This is a genomic window from Pseudoduganella sp. SL102 (assembly GCF_027856995.1).
In the GTDB taxonomy this organism is placed as follows: Bacteria; Pseudomonadota; Gammaproteobacteria; order Burkholderiales; family Burkholderiaceae_D; genus Rugamonas; species Rugamonas albidiflava.
On the sequence record NZ_CP115554.1, the window covers coordinates 5,292,709 to 5,310,422 of the forward strand.

Sequence of the window (17,714 nt, forward strand, 5' to 3'; positions counted from 1 at the left end):
GGGAGATCAAAGGCAACGCGGCGCCCATCCCGCAAGGAATGGACGCCGCGGCAGGCACGACGGTCCCCGGATGAGGAACCGTCACGCGTGCATCAGAACTTCATGCGCAGGCCCAGGGCGAAGGTGCGGCCCGGGTCGTATTGCGACATCGTGGCGTTGGCGAACTGGAAGTAGCCGCTGCGCTTGGCCTTGTTGATGTTGACGACGTCGAACGTCAGCATCGGCAGGCCTTCGCGGTCGAAGATCTGGTCCAGCTCGAAGCTCGACGAGAAGTCCGCCTGCTTGTAGTCGCGGCCGAACAGGGCGGCCTGCGTGATGCCGCTCTGGTTCGCGTTGGCCACCTGGCTGCCCTGCGAGTACGTGTGCGACAGGCGCAGCATGTAGCCGTAGTTCTCGTAGTAGATGCTGAAGTTGTTGGTTTTCTTCGGCACGCCCAGCGCGATGAAGCCCTGCGAACCCTCGCCGCTGGCCTTCTGGTTGATCAGCGTGAGCGTTTCGTTGATGCCGAAACCGCGCCACGGCAGGATCTTGTCGAGCGGCTGCACCCAGCCGATTTCCAGGCCGCGGATGCGCAGGATGCCGTCGGCATTGCTCGGCCGCGTCATCACCACGGTGGCGTTGTTCGGGCCGCCGCGCGAATCGATCGCCACCTGCTGCGCCGGGATCAAGGTGTTGTAGTTGATCCCGTACTGGGCCAGCGCGGAGAACGGCATCGAAATGTTCTCGTTCACCGTGAAGCCGTTCAGGCGCTTCTGGAACGCGGTGACCGACAGGTAGCCTTCGCGGCCCGTGAACCAGTCCACGCCCAGGTCGATGTTATCCGACAGGTACGGGTTCAGGCCCGGGTTGCCGATCGTGCCCACGTCCGCCGAGACGCCGGAGAAGTTGATGCCCGGGCGCAGGTCGTTCGGGTTCACGCGCGTCATGCTGCGCGAGGCGGCGGCGCGCAGCACCACGTCCTTGGTCAGGTCCAGCGCCACGGTACCGGATGGCAGTGTGTTGCTGTACTCGGTATCCTGGTACACCCACTGGCTGATGTTCGGGTACTTGCTGCCGTTCAGCGTGAGGCTGGCGTTGCGCGGATCGGAGATCGAGTTCAGCGAGCCCACCTGCTGCTCGGTGCGCACGTAGCGCACGCCGGCATTCCAGCGCAGGTTGTAGCCGGCCGGCTTCAGTTCGCCGTTCGCTTCCACGTAGATCGCCTTCGACTTCTCGCGGATGAAGCCGGCGCTGGCGCCGGTCGACGAGGCGCCCGAATCCGGCGCGTTGTCGTTGAAGAAATCGAAGTTGGAATCCTGGCGGAAGCGGTCCCAGTCCAGCGCCAGGCGGCCGTACGGGCCGGGCACCAGGTAGTTCTGCAGCGCGGCGTTCGGGATCAGCGAGCCGCCGTAGGTCAGCGGCGCGCTCTGGCCCGCGGTAAAGCCCGTGCCATAGCCCGGATACAGCGCGGCGGCCGAGGCGCCCGGCGTGCTGGCGCCGTCGCATGGCGGCGCGCCGCTCGGGCCCTGCAGGAATACGCTCGGGTTGTTGCCGCACACGGCGGCCTGCCACGCGGCGGAGTTGTCCTGCGCGCGGATGCGGCGGTTGATGTCGTCCCAGGCGAAGCCGCCGCGGATCGTCAGCTTCTTGTCGCCCCATGCCAGGTTGGTGTGGAAGCCCTTGGTTTTCGTTTCACGCAGCTCGTTCTGGATGTTGACGCGGCCGCCGACCCACTGGTAGCTGGCCGGATTGTTCAGGTCCAGGTTCGAGACGATCGACGGCACGCCGCCATTGTTCTCGTACGTGATCGTGTTGCCGCTGTTCGGCGCCGTGATCGGCATGATGGTCGGCGCTTCGTGCGTGAAGCGGCTGCGGTTCCAGTTGCCGGCCGCGTCGAACGTCAGCTTCGGCGTGATCTTCCATTCCACGCCCGGGTTGATGCCCAGCAGGTCGACCTTGTCGCGGCGCGGGCCGAACTCGATGAAGTTCAGCGCGTTGGCGAAGGTGCCCTTGGTGACCACGCAGCCGCCGGCGCAATCGCTGCGGTCCACGGCCATGTCCAGCGGGATCGACGCATTGTTGCGCACTGCCCACGTGTAGGCGTTGCGCTGCATGTCGTCGTCCTTCTTGCTGTACATGGTGTCCAGGTAGAAGTGCAGGTTTTCGGTCGGGCGGTATTCGCCGGCCAGCACGGCCGAGATCTTGTCGCGGGTGCCGTAGTACTCCATCGTGCGGCCCAGGCGCGGCACGATCGCGTTGTCGATCTGGTCGATCGTCAGGCCGGGATTGCGCGACAGCAGGAACGCCTGGTCGATGGCCGTGCCGGCCACCAGGCCGTTGCCGGCGTTGGCGGGCACGGTGGCGGGAATCGTCCAGTTGCCGCCGCCGGTGGCGTTGCGGGTCGGCGAAGTGCTCTGCGCGGCGGTCAGGTTCGGGTTGGTCCAGCCCACGGTCTCGAAGCCGCTGGTGCGGTTTTGCTGGCGCGAGAACGAGATGCCGCCCAGCAGGCCGAACTTGCCGTCCCACGTGTTGGAGGCGATCACGTTGCCGCGGAAGCCGGCCTTGTCGGCGATCTGCTGCTTGGTGCCCGTCAGGCCCATCGACAGCTGGCGGCCTTCCTTGTCGAACGGGCGCGCGCTGCGCAGGTTCACCACGCCGGCAGCGCCACCCTCGATCTGGCCGGCGGTCGGGCTCTTGCTGACGGTGAGCTTGGTGAACAGGTCGGTCGGCAGCAGGTCCAGGTCGACTTCGCGGTTCGTGTTGGCGCCGTCGATCGGGCCGGACGACGCCACCGCGATCGGCGAGTTGTTCAGCAGGATCTTGGTGAACGAGGACCCCAGGCCGCGGATCTGGATCGTCATGCCCTCGCCCGTCACGTCGCGCGCCACCTGCACGCCCGGTACGCGGCTCAGCGATTCGGCGATGTTCTTGTCCGGGAATTTACCCAGGTCTTCGGCGTTGATGGAATCCTGGAAACCCACGGATTCCTTCTTGTCGCGCGCGGAAGAAAGCAGGCTGTTACGGTAGCCCGTGACCTGGACGGTCTGCATCGGCGCTTCGGCCGCGGCGGGAGTATTGGTGGCGGTAGCGGTGGTGGCGTCCTGGGCGTATGCCTGGGCGATCAGGCTTGCCATCGCGGTCAAGCCGAGCGCGACGCGCCGGCCGGCGGTCGTTCGATGATTCATGGTCTGTCTCCTGTTTTTATCAGCACTGCCGTGCTATCTGTTGCCTTTTGGTAGCACAGCGAAGTCGAGTTTAGGAGCCGCACGAAACAATGTCAACATTTTTTAACATCGTTTGTTAAGCGCTACCATTTGCGCAACAACGAGGGTCGCATGCGCAATTTCCCCTATGGCGGGGCGGGTTTCGACTGGTCAGGCCATGATGATATGCGCAACCATTTGGTAGCGCATATCAATTGCACTAACGATATGTTCTGTTACCTGATATTACCTAACGGGGAACGCGGCGCCAGAGGTTCCGGCCGCGAGAACAGGCACAGGCTCCAATGCCGCGAAGTGACGTGCCAGCCGAGACCTCGGACCGCAAGCGTTCACCCCAACAGCGAAAGGCTGGGGTCAGGGAGGAGTGCTGTCATGCATGCCAGCACCGTTGCGCAGGCGCGAAGCATGCTTCGCGAAACCCCTGCTTCACCCCGCCGGGGCGTAGTCGGGGTTTCAAGGAGCATCGCTCCTTGCCGACGAAGCGATACTGGCCTGCAAGCCAGTATTCCTCCCTGACCCCGGAATTTGCACTTGGGGTGGGCTTATCGCACAAAAAAAAAGCGACACCTCGACGGTATCGCTTTTTTCCATGCAGGGCGCCTCGCGGCGCCGCCATCAATGGTGGCCGTGCTCGGCCTCGTAGGCATCCGCCTCGGCCTTGTCCTTGTGGATCGTGCCGTCCGGATGCTCGGGCGGCGTGTACAGCGTGTACAGCTTCAGCGGCTCGCTGCTCGTGTTGATCACGTTGTGATGCGTGCCGGCCGGGATCACGACGCCCACGCCGTCTTCCAGCGCATGTTCCTCGCCGTCGAGGATCGCCTTGCCCTGCCCTGCTTCGACACGGATGAACTGGTCGGTGTCGTCGTGCTTCTCGGCGCCGATTTCCTCGCCGGCCTGCAGGGTCATCACGACCAGCTGGCTTTGCGGCGTGGTGAACAGCACTTCGCGGAAGTTTTCGTTGGACAGGGTTTTTTCTTCGAGGTTGATGCTAAAGCCGGGCATGATTGCTCCTTCTGGGTTACTGGTCCTGCTTTGTACCATATCGGCAAGGAATGCGTCGGCAGCGGCGCCGCCGCCGCTGCCCGGACATCGCCTCGCGGTTCAGCCCAGCGCGACCTGGTGCAGCCAGCCGTGCGTATCGGCCGCGGTGCCGCGCTGGATACCCAGCAGCGCATCGCGCAGGGCCAGCGCGACCGGGCCGTTCTCATTGTTGTTGACCGTAACCTCGAAGCCGCGGCCCTTGATCAGGCCCACCGGCGTGATGACGGCGGCGGTGCCGCAGGCGAACACTTCGGAGATTTCGCCCGAAGCGATCGCCTCGCGCACTTCCGTGAGCGACAGGCGGCGTTCCTCGGCTTCGTAGCCTTCGTCGGCGGCCAGTTGCAGCAGGGTCGAACGCGTGATGCCCGGCAGCAGCGTGCCGGTCAGCTGCGGCGTGACGATGACCGGCTTGCCCTCTTTCCGGTAGACGAAGAACAGGTTCATGCCGCCCATTTCCTCGATGTACTCGCGCTCGATGGCGTCCAGCCAGATCACCTGGTCGCAGCCATGCTGCGTCGCTTCGGCCTGCGCCAGCAGGCTGGCCGCATAGTTGCCGGCGCACTTGGCTTCACCGGTGCCGCCGGGCGCGGCGCGCACGTATTCCTTGCTGGCCCACACGCTGACCGGCTTCAGGCCTTGCGGGAAGTACTCGCCGGCCGGCGAGGCGATCAGCAGGAACAGGTATTCATTCGATGGCCGCACGCCCAGGAACGGGTCGGTGGCAATCATGAACGGCCGCAGGTACAGGCTCTCGCCCGAACCGCCCGGCACCCATGCCTGGTCCAGCTTGACCAGCGCATCGGCCGCGCCGATGAACAGTTCCTTCGGGATCGCCGGCATCGCCAGGCGGTGCGCGCTGCGGTTGAAGCGCTCGGCGTTCTGTTCGGGGCGGAACAGGCTGATGGAATTGTCCGGCTGGCGGTAAGCCTTGAAGCCCTCGAAGATCGCCTGGCCGTAGTGCAGCACGGAAGCCGACGGGTCGAGCGACAGCGGGCCATAGGGCTTCACTTCCGGATCGTGCCAGGTGCCGTTGCTGTACTTGACGACAGCCATGTGGTCGGTGAACACGCGGCCGAACTGGATGGCCTGCAGCTTCTGTTCGCGGTCGGCGGTGGAGGCCGGGGTGGTCGAGGGGGTGATCTTGAACGTGGTCATGAGGAACTGCGGGAAACGGAGTTGATCGTCGGGGGAGTTTAACATGCGACATCATGTCGGCGCCGGTGCCGCATGCGGACCAACCGCATCCGATTTCACCCCAACAGCGAAGGGCTGGGGTCAGGGAGGAGTGCTCGCCGGTAGGCGAGCACTGCTACGCCGGCAAGGAGCGATGCTCCTCGAAACCCCGGCTACGCCCCGGCGGGTCTGACCCCTGATGTTGCACCTGGGGTGGAACACGATCAATAGTTGACCGGATAATCCTTCGGGAACTTCGCCCCCGAATACGCCTTCTTCTGCGTCCAGTCCTGTGCCGGCGAGGTCCAGTAGCTGTCCGTGGCGGGCAGCCCGAGCGACAGGAAGCCGGCGGAGGCGATGTACATGCTGCCGTTGTTGGAGTACCAGTCGCCCAGCTCCGGCTGGTGGCCCATGAAGCCGATGGTGAGATAGCCATCCGGCGTGAAATTCGATGGCGTGGTCCAGATCGCGCGGTGGGCAGCGTCCAGCGCGGCGCGCACCTGGCCTTCGGGCAGCGACTTCGGCAGCTTCTTGCGCCATGCCAGCAGCGCCAGCGGCTGGAACACGGCGGTGCGGTAGGTCAGCGAGCGGCCCACCGGCGGCCAGGTGCCCTGCGGCGAAATGAAGCGCTCCAGGTGCTCGCCATAGCGCTGCATGCGCTGGTAGGCCTGGGCCAGCAGCTCATCCGGCTTGCCGTTCCAGAACGGCCCCTTGTGCCTGGCCAGCACTTCGAGGATTTCCACCAGCATCGGATACATCACGTAGGAGCTGTAGTAATCGAAGTGGAACGCTTCGCCATCCTTGATCCAGCCATCGCCGATATACCACTCGTTGATCTTGCGGATCGCCACGTTCATCCGCATCGGATCGTGCTCTTCGCCGATCGACAGCAGGAACGCCTCGTTCATCGCCGCGAACAGCAGCCAGTTGATGTACGGCGGCTCGATGCGGCGCAGGCTCTTGATCTCTGCGACGATGCGGCGCTTGGTCGTCGCATCCAGCGGCTCCCACAGGGCCTTCGGCGCGCGCATCAGCGCGTTGGTGAAATACGCGGAATCGACCAGCGTCTGCCCCGGCCCCTTCCACAGCAGGTAGTCGGGGCTCTTCGGGTCGACCGAGTGGATGTAGCTCTGCACCGCCAGCTCGCGCAGCCGCTTGCGGGATTTCCCCTCGGCCGTGCCATCGTCGGGCAGCTCCAGCCACGGCGCCACGCCGGCGATCAGCCGGCCGAAGCATTCCAGGTACGTGACGCCCTTGTCGCGGCCATCCCAGGTGGGGCTGACTTCCAGCTGGAAGGTTTTCTTCAGCTGGCCCTTGGCCATGTTCGCCAGCACCGGCTCGGCCATCCGCTGCATCAGGCCGAGCTGGAAGGCGCGCGCATCGGCGGGCGAGGACGGGGCCGGTCCGGGCTGGCCGGCAGCCAGCGCATCGCCGCCACCGGCCAGCAAGGCAGTGGTACCAAGCGCCGGTGCCGCGGCCAGGCCGCGCATGAAGTTACGACGTTCCATCAATTGACTCCTTTCGCCGTTGCGCCATCGATCAGGCGCACCATTTCCGCGCCGGCCAGCAGGAACGCGCCCACGCCGAAGTGCGCGGTCGAGTTCCGGTCCACCACCTGCCCGGGAATCGCCCGGTCGCCGATGGGCTGCACGTAACCCAGGCGGCCGTCTTCCTGCACCGCGGTCGTGGTGAGGTATGCCCAGCCCTTCTGCGCGGTCGGCAGGTAGTCGGCCTTGTCGAGCAGGCCATTGTTGATGCCCCACAGGAAGCCATACGTGAAGAACGCCGTGCCGCTGGTTTCCGGCCCCGGCGCGTGGGCCGGGTCGAGCAGGCTGCGCGTCCAGTAACCATCGGCCTGCTGCGCCTTCTTCAGCGAAGCCGCCATGTCGCGGAACACCTGTTCATATTCGGCGCGGTGCGGATCGTCCTTCGGCAGGTCGTCCAGCACGCGCGGCAGCGCCGCGAATACCCAGCCCACGCCGCGCGACCAGAAATCCTTGCTGCCATTGACGCTCTTGTGCTTCGGGTAGACGTAGCGCGCGTCGCGGTAGAACAGCTTCGCGTCCTCGTCGTACATGATCTTGCGCGAGTGGGTAAAGTACTCGTGCATCTTGGCCAGGTACTGCTTGTTGCCGGTGATGCTGTACATGCGCGTCATCACGGGCATGGCCATGTACAGGCCGTCCGACCACCACCAGTAATCGTCGTTCGGGGTGCTCATCTGGTATTCCATCACTTCGCGGGCACGGGCGATCTTCACCGGGTCGGGCTGCATCCTGTACAGATCGGCGTAGACCTGGAAGCAGGTCTGCCAGTCGCCGAACAGCACGTGGTCGTCCGTTTCGCCGTAGGTGTATTTCCATGTCGACCTGTCGGTGGACTTGGCGCCCATCCACTTGTTGTGCTCCGCCCAGTCCTGGGTGTAGCGCAGGTAAGCGGCGTTCTTCGTGATCTTGTAGGCTTCCAGGTTGCCGGTGTGGTAGGCGGCCACGTTCCAGAACGGCCATTCCGTTGCCGGCGTGGTCTTCTGCCAGTAGCCATTGACCTTGTCCATCGCGGCGACCACCGCCGCCCTGTCCTGCGCTCCGGCAGGCTGCTGCGTGGATTGTTGCGCGGATTGCTGCGCCGCGCAGCCGGCCAGCACGAATGCCGCGGCCAGCAGCGCGCCCTTCGCAGCGTACCCGTTCCTGCATTGATACCCAAGCTGATGCTTCATCGATTCCACTCCTTCGGTTTGAACGCCAGCACGCGCACCATCGTCGGTGCCCCGCGTGCCAGTCCTTCGCCATCCGCCTGCCGCACATCCTGCACGAACAGGCTCAGTTCCCCGCTGCGGCGCCACCGCTCCGGGTCCAGGTTCGGTTCCCACGCGCCGACCGGCGCCTCGGCCAGGTCGCGCACCGTCCAGCTGCCGCGCGCGATATCGACCAGCGCGGCCGACACGCGGTTGCCGCGCTCCTCGTCCCGGAACAGCAGCAGCGCATTGGCGCCCCGTTCATCGACCACCAGCTGCGGCCGCGAAACGGGAATCGCCTTGGTGCCCATGCCGGACAGCGAGAACGGCGTGCGCCGGAACGGCAGGTCCAGCGTGCGCCAGCCCCCCTCGCCCAGGTGCACGATGCGGTACTGCGGCACCGTTTCGCCGGCCTTGCGCCAGTAGGTGGCGATGTAGGGCCGGCCGGCGCCGTCCGCATACATCGCGGTCTGGTTGATCAGCTCACTTTTCTGCGGCACGCGGGCCGCCACTTCGGCCCCGGCTTCGGTGATCGGCAGCGCCATCCTGCGCCCGCCGCTGTCTTCCCACGTGACACCGCCGTCGCGCGAGCGCGCATAGGCGATATCGTGGTTGCTGGCCACGTCCGGCGATTCGCGCCACGTCCACGACACGTGCACCGTGCCCTGCCCGTCCACGGCGGCCTGCCAGTAGGCATTGCGCCTGCCTTCGCCGGAAATCAGGTTGTCGTGCAGCCGCGACCACTTCCTGGCGGCCGGATCGTAGCGGTTCACCACCAGGTTGCCCCGGCCGGAACCGCCGTCGCGGTACAGGAACAGCATCGCGCCGCCCGCCAGCGAATGGAATTCCGGGTACGTGACGGAGCGCTCGTCGCGGCCCGTCATCGGTTCCTCGGCACCCAGCGCCAGCGCGTGCGGCGCCGTGCCGCGGGCATAGCGCAGCGGCCCATTGTGGTGGTCGAACGCCACGTGCAGCACGCCGGCGGCATCCAGGCCGATGCTGATGCTGTTGTGGGCGTCGCGCACATTGCCCTGGTACTGCGTGGGCGACAGTTCCCAGCTGGTCCCGGCAAGCTTGCGCCGGCCGAGTACCACGCGTCCTTCGGCGTCGTAGAACGCGATGAACTGCCACTCGCGGTCGCTGACCAGCGCGTGGCGCCGGAAGATGACGGCGTTGACGGAGTTGTCCGCCCAGCCGGGCGCCACGTCGATGAGCCGCACATCGGCGTGGCCACCCGGCTGGCCGCCGCCGGCGCAGCCGGCCAGCAGCGGAACCAGCAGTGGAACCAGCAGCGCGGCGGCCAGCGCGGTACCCAGGATCGGGCGCCGCATTACAGCGAACCGCGGATGCCGATCTTGATCGTGCGGCCGTCGTACTTGGCGTAGTCCATCCGGGTCTTCTTGCCGCTGCCGTACACGCCGTTGGCATCCTCGAAGTAATCGTAGGCCAGCGTGTTGGACAGGTTCAGCGCATCGATCCGCAATTCCAGCTTGTCGCTGATCTTGTAGCTGATGTTGCCGTCCAGGTAGCCGCGGGCGGCGCGCCAGCGGATCAGGTCATCGCCGTTGTTGCGCGGATTGTCGCCATGCAGCGAGCGGCCCTTGTAGTTCCACGACAGGCGCACCGCCAGCGGGCCCCGCTCGTAATAGCCGGTGGTGCTGTACGCGAACTTCGGCACCGAGTTCACCTCGATCTCGCGGCCGGAGTTGGTGATCCAGCGCTGGCTGTTGAAGGGATCGATGTGCGTGAAGCTGGCCAGCGCGCCGAAGCCCTTGAACGGATCGGGCAGGAAGTCGAAGGCCTGCTGGTAAGCCAGCTCGTAGCCCTTCAGTACCTGCTTGCCTGCGTTCGAATAGGTGCGCAGGGTCATCGGCAGGTTCGGGTCGACGCGGCCGTTGGCATCCTGGAAGATCGGGCCCAGCGACGTGTCGGGCAGGCCCAGCGAACCGAAGTTCACGATCTGCGTGGTCGACACCGTGGCATCCGTCAGCACCTTGCGGAAATAGCCGGCGGACAGCAGGCTGCCCGGCTTGAAGTACCACTCCAGGCTGGTGTCGAAGTTCTTCGACTGCTGCGGCTTCAGGTTCGGATTGCCGGCGGTGGCCGTGTTGTCGAACTGGTTCGGGATCACGGTCTGCGCGGCGATGATGCCCAGCGATGCGCGCGAGATCGTCTTGCCCCACGAAGCGCGCCACATCAGGGTGTCGGTCACGTCGAAGGCGGCGCTGACGGCCGGCAGCACGTTGCTGTACTTGCCCTCTTCCTCGTTCGGCACATAGGCGTTGTTGGCGCCGGCCTGCTGGAAGTTGTCGATGTAGGTCCTGGTTTCCGAGTAGCGCACGCCGGCGTTGAAGCGCAGTTCGCGGCCGAACACCTCGCCGCGGAAGTCGGATTGCACGAACGCCGTGCTGACTTTTTCCTGCGCGGTGAAGCTTTGCGCCGGGGTGAACGTGGAGTTCGGGTTGTATTCCAGCGGGTTGAAGGTGGAATACGTGTAGCCGCGGTCGAAGGTGCCCCACGCGCCTGGCCAGCCGCCACCCATGTCGAGGTTCGAGATCGGCAGGTTCGACGTCATGCCCGAACGCAGTCCGGCGGTGCCCAGCTGGTTCAGCCGCGCCGTGGCCAGCGCGGTGCCGTTGCGCTTGTCGATGCCCTTGGTGGTTTCCACGAAGGAGAAGCCGCTCTTCATCTTGCCGGTCCAGCCGCCCGGCAGCTCGTACGAGTACTCGGCCGCGGCCCGCGCCTGGCGGCCCTTGTCGGTTTCCTTGGTCCAGCCGGTGCCGATCTGGAAGCCCTGGAAGTTGTTCGGGTCCGTGTAGCTGGTCGGCGACGACAGCGACGGGTACACGTGGTCGTCGCCATAGTCGATGGTCGACGTGATGCCGAAGATCTGGCCGGACAGCGTGCTCTGGTACGACAGCGCGCTGCTGTTGTTGGCGCTGGCCTGGGCCGTGAACGTCAGCTTGTCGCTGGCTTTATAGGTCAGGTTCAGGGCGCCGTAGCCGAATTCGGTCTCGTCGTTGGCGTACGTGACGCCGCTGCTGTACGAGGTGTTGCCGAAGGTTCCTTCCAGCAGGTTCGACGACGGGTCGATGGAGACGTCGAGCGGGATGAAGCCGTTGTTGCCGTTCTGGCCAGCCGGCGCGTTGCGGTTGGTGGTGCGGCTGTTGCGCACCAGGATGCCGAAGTACATCTCGTCGCGCTCGTTCTTCAGCTTCGAGTACAGCGTATCGAAGCTGATGTTCAAGCCGCCGTTCTTGTACTGCAGCGACGAGACCAGGCCGTCGCGGGTCCGGTCGTTCTGCGACCCGTAGAAGCGGTAGATGCGCGGCAGCAGCGCGCGGTCGACCTGGTCGCGGGTGTAGCCGCCCAGGTTGGCCAGCGGCGAATCGTAGTCCAGCGCCACGGCGAAATTGCCCTTCACGGGGCTCTGGCTGCCGTTGAACGAGCTGTTGTAGCCGCCGGTCGCTTCGAAGCCGGAGCGGTTGTTCATGCTGCCGGAGTGCGAACCGCCGACCAGGAAGCCCCAGTTGCCCCAGGTGTTCGAGTACAGCGCGAAGCCGGCCGGGTTGAAGCGCTCGGACATCGTGTTGTAGCCGGCCGTGATGCCGTAGCGTACCTGGCGCTTCGGATTGTCGAACGGGCGCGGCGTCTGCAGGTCGACGATGCCGCCCAGGCCACCCTCGGTCAGTTCGGCCAGCGGCGACTTGTAGAAGTCGATGCGGCCGAACAGTTCGGACGCGAACACGTCGTAGTTGAAGCCGCGCGCGGCGCTGCCGATGGTGCTGGTCGAGGTGGTGTTCACCGGCGCGCCGTTCAGCGTGGTGACGGAATATTCGGTGGGCAGGCCGCGGATCGAGATGCGCTGGCCTTCGCCGGAGCTTTCGTCCCGGTTCAGGATCACGCCCGGCACGCGCTGCAGCGACTCGGCCACGTTCGCCTCGGGGAACTTGCCGATGTCCTCGGCCACGATCGAATCGCGCACGCCGATGGCCTGCTGTTTCAGGTTCAGTGCCTTCTGCAGGCTGGAACGGAAGCCCGTGACGACGACGGTGCTCACCGGTTCCTGGCCGGCAGCAGGGCCACCGCCGGTCGTGCCGGCCGGGGTCGATTGTCCCGAGGCGTCGGCCCCCGGTTGTGCGGTCGCCAGCGGCGCGCCGGCATCCGCCGTGCTGGCTCCCTGTGTGCTTGCTGCCTGCGCGCTGGCTTCCTGGGCACTGGCATGGGTGCCGTAGGCCGCGGCCAGCGCCAGCGGCAGCAGGGTGGCGAGAAGCTTCTTGTTCATCTCCGTCTCCGATCTATATGGTTATCTCGATGCCACGAGTTATGGTCACGTTACCACACAGTCTTTTCATCGAACTGCTCACAAAATTGAGCGGTTTCACGCCGCGAACGTAAACCATTGACTTCATTGAATAAAGTCCGGAGGGCAAATTTGGCCGATGTGGTAACGTGACCACATTCCCGCCAGAATCATGCGTGCTCTGGTACAGTCGGGCCTCCCGAACAGCACATTCGCCACCGTACAGCCCCCATGCGCAAGACCAGCAAGCTCAGTGAAGTGGCAAAAATCGCCGGCGTCTCGCCGATCACCGCATCGCGGGCCATCCGCGGCGTCGGCTACGTGTCGGAATCGGCACGCGCCCGCATCATGGAAGCGGCGGCCCAGCTGAACTACACGCCGGACATGCTGGCGCGCCGCATGCGCGGCGACAAGAGCAACCTGATCGGCGTGTTCGTCAACAACTACGGCTCGCTGGTACTGCATGAAGTCACGCGCGAGATCAGCGCCGAAGCGCGGGCACGCGGCTACGACATCCTGCTGTTCAACGCCGAGCGCTTCGACAGCCCGGCCCGCGCCGGCACGGTCGACATGTTGAGCAAGCTGTGCGACGGCCTGCTGCTGGTGATGCCGAACGGCGCGGACGGCTACCTGGACGTGCTGGAGCAGCACCGCATGCCGTGCGTGCTGGTGCACTACGACGCGCGCGCCGTGCGCCTGCCGGTCGTGGCGCTGGAGAACCGCAACGGCGCGCGGATGGCGGTGGAACACCTGCTCGCGCTGGGCCATCGCCGCATCGCCTTCATCGCCGGCACGGCGGGCACCGGCCAGAGCGCCGAACGCGAAAAAGGCTACAAGGACGCGCTGCGCTCGGCCGGCATCCGCGTCGATCCGGCGCTGGTCGTCGGCGGCGCCTTCAACCAGGCTGCCGGGAACGCCGCCGCACAGCAGCTGCTGGCGCTGAAGCGCCCGCCGACGGCGATCTTCGCCGCCAACGACGAGATGGCCTATGGCGCGATCGACGCGATCCACAGCCGCGGCCTGAAGGTGCCGGCGGATATTTCCGTGATCGGCTTCGACGACATCCCCCTGTCCAGCCACGTGTTCCCGCCGCTGACGACGATGCGCCAGCCGCTGGCCGAGCTGGCGGCGCGCGCCGTGGGCGACGTGGTCACGCTGGCCCAGGGTGGCACGGTGCCGCCGGACAGGACCGCGTTCCCGATGGAGCTGGTGATCCGCCAGTCCACCGGCCCCGTCGCGGCCAGCGGCGCCGTTTCGGTGGCCGCTTCCTCCAACGATTCGGCTGCGGATTCCGCCGCATAACGCATGATGCGCCAGGCCGCCGGCACCGCCCTGCCCCGCCACCCCGTCGAGGGGACGGCCGCGGTTGCGGGCGCGCCAATGCCGGCTCGCGCAGGCACTAAAAGCAGCAAGGCAGGCGCAGGAGTTGGAAGCAGCGCGGCCGGCGCAGGAGTTGGAAGCAGCGCGGCCGGCGCAGGAGTTAAAAGCAGCGCGGCCGGCGCAGGAGTTAAAAGCAGCGCGGCCGGCGCTGCAGCCCTGGCCGGGATGCTGGGCTGGCTGTTGCTGGGCGACCTGGGCATTGCCATGCGCGACCGCGCGGCGCTGCCGTCGGCGCTGGAACTGCTGCGCGTGGCCGGTGCTTCCGATACCGCCACGTCGCTGCTGCTGTCGACCGTGCCGGCGCTGCTGTCGATGTTCATCGTGCCGATCGTCGGCTGGCGTTCGGACCGGCACCGTGGCCGCCTGGGGCGCCGCCGGCCCTTCCTGCTGGTGTCGGCACCGGCCGGCTGCCTGGCCCTGCTCGGGCTGGCCTTTTCCCCCGCGCTGGGCGCGGCGTTCGACGCGGCACTGGGCGACTGGTCTCCCGGTGCGCGGTTCTGCCGGCTGGCGGCGTTCGGCCTGTTCTGGACCTTGTTCGACTGCGCCGCGCTGTGCGCGCTGTCCCTGTTCACGGGGCTGGTCAACGACGTGGTGCCGTTCGGCTGGCTGGGGCGCTTCTACGCGCTGTTCCGGATCGTCGGCCTGGGGGCCGGCATCGCCTTCCACACATGGGTGTTCGCGCTGACCGACCATCACCTGGCCGCCATCCTCGCCTGCACCGGCCTGGTCTTCGGCGGCTGCCTGGTGGCGATGTGCGTGGCCGTGCGCGAACCGCCGGCGCCCGCCGTCGCCGTCGATGTCGCCGAAGCGGCCGACGGCGCCGGCAGCGCCGGCTCCCCCGAACCGTCCGCGCGTGGCCCCGGCCTGCCCAGGGGCTTCATGACCCCGCCGATCCTGTGGGCGGTCGCGATGTTCGTCTGCGCCGCTGTCACGTTCAACCCGTTCAACACGTTCTACCAGTTCTTCGCCCATGCCAGCGCCGTACCGAAGGCCACGCTGGGCATGCTGACCGCGGTCGGCTACGCGGTGTCGATCGGTTCCGCGTTCGCCATCGGCTGGCTGGTCGACCGCTGCGGCGCGATGCGCATTTCGGCGCTCGTGATGACCCTGTACTGCGCGCTGGCCGCACTGGGCGCGCTGGTGGTCGACGATGCCGCCAGCTTCCAGGCCATCTACCTGTGCCACGTGATCGTCTCGGGCGCCTGGTGGACCGCCGCCGCGTCGATGCCGATGGCGCTGTTCCCGCGCGAGCGCTTCGTGCAGTTCAACGCCAGCAAGGATTTCGTGGTGGTCTCGGCCAGCATCCTGCTGGGCATCGTGCAGGGCCCGCTGCTGGACCTGTCCGGCCACGATTACCGTCTTACCCTGGGTTGCGGCGCCGTTTTCTCGGCGCTGTGCCTGGTTTGCCTGGCGCGCCTGCGCGCCCTTCATCCACCTGGAACCAGAAACACATGACCAACCAGCCTTCCCGCCGGCGCGTATTGCTCGGCACCGCCGCTGCCGTCGGCAGCACCCTGCTTCCCTCGATCGCCGCCGCCGCCCCCGCGCACCGTTTCGCCGTCGGCGACAACGACTTCCTGTTGGACGGCAAGCCCGTGCAGATCCGCTGCGGCGAGGTGCACTTCGCCCGCGTGCCGCGCGAATACTGGGGACACCGGCTGAAGGCGATCAAGGCGATGGGCCTGAATGCCGTTTGCGCCTACCTGTTCTGGAACTACCATGAATGGCGCGAGGGCCGCTATGACTGGAGCGGCCAGCGCGACGCCGCCGAATTCTGCCGGCTGGCCCAGGCCGAGGGCCTGTGGGTGATCCTGCGGCCCGGCCCCTATGCGTGCGCGGAATGGGAAATGGGCGGCCTGCCATGGTGGCTGCTGAAGAGCCCGGGGGACGCATTCTTGCGCACCCGCGACGACAACTTCGTGCAGCCGGTGCGTCGCTGGATGCGCGAGGTGGGCCGCGTGCTGGGCCCGCAGCAGGTCACGCAGGGCGGCCCGATCCTGATGGTGCAGGTGGAGAACGAATACGGCTTCTTCGGCGAAGACCTCGAATACATGCGCGTGATGCGCAAGGCGCTGCTCGACGGCGGCTTTGACGTGCCGCTGTTCCAGTGCAACCCGACCAACGCGGTGGCCAAGACGCATATCCCGGAACTGTTCTCGGTGGCGAACTTCGGCAGCGATCCGCAGCGCGGCTTCGCCGAACTGGCCAAGGTGCAGAAAGGCCCGCTGATGTGCGGCGAGTATTACTCCGGCTGGTTCGATACCTGGGGCGCGCCGCACCGCACCGGCAGCGCCGCCAAGGCGGTGGCCGACATCGAGGCGATGCTGGCGGCGAACGGCTCGTTCAGCCTGTACATGGCGCATGGCGGCACGTCGTTCGGGCTGTGGGGCGGCTGCGACCGGCCGTTCCGGCCCGATACCACCAGCTACGACTACGATGAGCCGATCAGCGAGGCCGGCTGGGTGGGCGAGAAGTTCGACGCCTACCGCGCCGGCATCGGCAAGCACCTGGCGCCGGGCGAAGCGCTGCCGCGGCCGCCGGCGCACATGCCGGTCATGACCATCCCGGCATTCACGCTGGCCGAAACGGCGCCGGTGTTCGCCAACCTGCCGGCGCGCGTCATCCGGGATGTCACGCCGAAGCCGATCGAGCAGTACGACATCAGCCGCGGCGTGATCGCCTACCGCGTCACCCTGCCGGCCGGGCCGGCCGCCACGCTGGAGGCGGCCAAGGTGCGCGACCTGGCGTGGGTGTACATCGACGGCAAGGAAGTAGGCACGCTGGACACACGCTACCGCCGCTTCCGCGTCAACCTGCCGGCGCGCAGCAAGACCACCACGCTGGAAATCCTGCTGTACACGATCGCGCGCGTGAACTTCGGCGTGGAAATCCACGACCGCAAGGGCTTGCACGGCCCCGTCACGCTGCGGGAGAAAGGAAAAGAAGCGGTCGCGCTGGAAAACTGGGAGGTCCGCGCGATCGACTTCGATGCGGACGGCGTGCTGCCGCCGCTGCAATGGAAGGCCGGGAAAACGAAAGGGCCGGCCTTCTGGCGCGGCAGCTTCGACGCCGCCAGCGCCGCCGACACCTTCCTCGACATGACGACGTGGGGCCAGGGCATCGTGTGGATCAACGGCCGCTGCCTGGGCCGCTACTGGAGCATCGGCCCGACCCAGACGATGTACCTGCCCGGCCCGTGGATCAAGGCGGGCCGCAACGAGGTCGTGGTACTGGACCTGACCGGCCCGCAGGACAACCGCATCGCCGGCGTGGCGAAACCCGTGCTCGACCGGCTGCGCCCGGAGCGCGACCTGGCACGCCCGCCCAGCACGGCGCGCCTGGCGCTGCAGGGCGTGCAACCGGTGCACGAGGGCCGCTTCCAGCCGGGCGGCGCAACGCAGGACGTGCCATTCGCGCAAGCCGCCAGCGGCCGCCAGCTGTGCATCGAGGCGCTCGATGCATTCGACGGCAAGCCATTCGCCGCGATCGCCGAACTGGCGTTGCTGGGCAAGGATGGCAAGACGCTGAACCAGACGCTGTGGACGATCGCCTTCGCCAGCAGCGAGGAAGCGTCGAAGGAAGACGGCACCGCGCTGAACGCGATCAATGGCCAGAACACCGACTTCTGGCATTCGGGCTACAGCAAGTCGGTGGCGCAGCCGCCGCACCGGCTGGTGCTCGATTTGGGCGCCACGTTCGAGGTGGCCGGCCTGCGCTACACGCCGCGGCAGGGGCCGGAAGGGGTGACCGGCCGCATCCGCCGCTACCGCGTGTACGTGGGCGACAAGCTGGTGACCGAACAGGCATGACAGAGCGGCCACTGACACTCTGACCAGGAGTGCACACTCACCGCGCGCACGGTTGACCGGGCCGTGCGCGC

10 protein-coding genes are annotated in these 17,714 nt (G+C 66.7%); 3 read left to right on the top strand and 7 right to left on the bottom strand.

Features of this window, described 5'->3' with window-relative positions:
* Positions 1 to 92: 92 nt before the first annotated feature.
* The 7 genes from OU994_RS22310 to OU994_RS22340 form a co-directional block, all read right to left on the bottom strand.
* On the bottom strand, positions 93 to 3,164 hold the full coding sequence (locus tag OU994_RS22310) for a TonB-dependent receptor (protein WP_281607721.1): 3,072 nt from the start codon (positions 3,162 to 3,164) through the stop codon (positions 93 to 95).
* A 654-nt stretch (positions 3,165 to 3,818) separates the two neighbouring features.
* On the bottom strand, positions 3,819 to 4,205 hold the full coding sequence (locus OU994_RS22315; protein WP_281607722.1) for a cupin domain-containing protein: 387 nt from the start codon (positions 4,203 to 4,205) through the stop codon (positions 3,819 to 3,821).
* Between the two features lie 99 nt (positions 4,206 to 4,304).
* A complete protein-coding gene (locus OU994_RS22320; protein WP_281607723.1) occupies positions 4,305 to 5,399 on the bottom strand; it encodes a branched-chain amino acid aminotransferase in 1,095 nt (364 codons plus the stop codon).
* Positions 5,400 to 5,641: 242 nt separating this feature from the next.
* A complete protein-coding gene (locus OU994_RS22325; protein ID WP_281607724.1) occupies positions 5,642 to 6,925 on the bottom strand; it encodes a DUF2264 domain-containing protein in 1,284 nt (427 codons plus the stop codon).
* Positions 6,925 to 8,133, bottom strand: coding sequence for a glycoside hydrolase family 88 protein (locus OU994_RS22330; protein ID WP_281607725.1), 1,209 nt, complete (start codon positions 8,131 to 8,133; stop codon positions 6,925 to 6,927). The genes OU994_RS22325 and OU994_RS22330 overlap by 1 nt, the downstream gene beginning before the upstream one ends.
* Positions 8,130 to 9,482: a BNR repeat-containing protein gene (locus OU994_RS22335; protein WP_281607726.1), complete on the bottom strand. Its 1,353-nt coding sequence runs from the start codon at positions 9,480 to 9,482 to the stop codon at positions 8,130 to 8,132. The genes OU994_RS22330 and OU994_RS22335 overlap by 4 nt, the downstream gene beginning before the upstream one ends.
* Entirely contained in the window at positions 9,482 to 12,436 is a 2,955-nt protein-coding gene (locus OU994_RS22340) for a TonB-dependent receptor (protein ID WP_281607727.1), read from the bottom strand. The genes OU994_RS22335 and OU994_RS22340 overlap by 1 nt, the downstream gene beginning before the upstream one ends.
* 249 nt (positions 12,437 to 12,685) lie before the next feature.
* Between OU994_RS22340 and OU994_RS22345 the strand changes: the two genes are divergently transcribed.
* The 3 genes from OU994_RS22345 (at position 12,686) to OU994_RS22355 (ending at position 17,643) form a co-directional block, all read left to right on the top strand.
* Positions 12,686 to 13,756: a LacI family DNA-binding transcriptional regulator gene (locus tag OU994_RS22345; RefSeq protein WP_281607728.1), complete on the top strand. Its 1,071-nt coding sequence runs from the start codon at positions 12,686 to 12,688 to the stop codon at positions 13,754 to 13,756.
* Between the two features lie 243 nt (positions 13,757 to 13,999).
* Positions 14,000 to 15,289: an MFS transporter gene (locus tag OU994_RS22350; RefSeq protein ID WP_281607729.1), complete on the top strand. Its 1,290-nt coding sequence runs from the start codon at positions 14,000 to 14,002 to the stop codon at positions 15,287 to 15,289.
* Entirely contained in the window at positions 15,286 to 17,643 is a 2,358-nt protein-coding gene (locus OU994_RS22355; RefSeq protein ID WP_281607730.1) for a beta-galactosidase, read from the top strand. Before OU994_RS22350 ends, OU994_RS22355 begins: the two co-directional genes overlap by 4 nt.
* The last annotated feature ends 71 nt before the right edge of the window (positions 17,644 to 17,714 follow it).

Coding starts and splice junctions, on each gene's coding strand:
- OU994_RS22355 (WP_281607730.1), top strand. CDS start 15,286: ATGACCAACCAGCCTTCCCGCCGGCGCGTATTGCTCGGCACCGCCGCT.
- OU994_RS22335 (WP_281607726.1), bottom strand. CDS start 9,482: ATGCGGCGCCCGATCCTGGGTACCGCGCTGGCCGCCGCGCTGCTGGTT.
- OU994_RS22350 (WP_281607729.1), top strand. CDS start 14,000: ATGCTGGGCTGGCTGTTGCTGGGCGACCTGGGCATTGCCATGCGCGAC.
- OU994_RS22320 (WP_281607723.1), bottom strand. CDS start 5,399: ATGACCACGTTCAAGATCACCCCCTCGACCACCCCGGCCTCCACCGCC.
- OU994_RS22345 (WP_281607728.1), top strand. CDS start 12,686: ATGCGCAAGACCAGCAAGCTCAGTGAAGTGGCAAAAATCGCCGGCGTC.
- OU994_RS22325 (WP_281607724.1), bottom strand. CDS start 6,925: ATGGAACGTCGTAACTTCATGCGCGGCCTGGCCGCGGCACCGGCGCTT.
- OU994_RS22310 (WP_281607721.1), bottom strand. CDS start 3,164: ATGAATCATCGAACGACCGCCGGCCGGCGCGTCGCGCTCGGCTTGACC.
- OU994_RS22330 (WP_281607725.1), bottom strand. CDS start 8,133: ATGAAGCATCAGCTTGGGTATCAATGCAGGAACGGGTACGCTGCGAAG.
- OU994_RS22315 (WP_281607722.1), bottom strand. CDS start 4,205: ATGCCCGGCTTTAGCATCAACCTCGAAGAAAAAACCCTGTCCAACGAA.
- OU994_RS22340 (WP_281607727.1), bottom strand. CDS start 12,436: ATGAACAAGAAGCTTCTCGCCACCCTGCTGCCGCTGGCGCTGGCCGCG.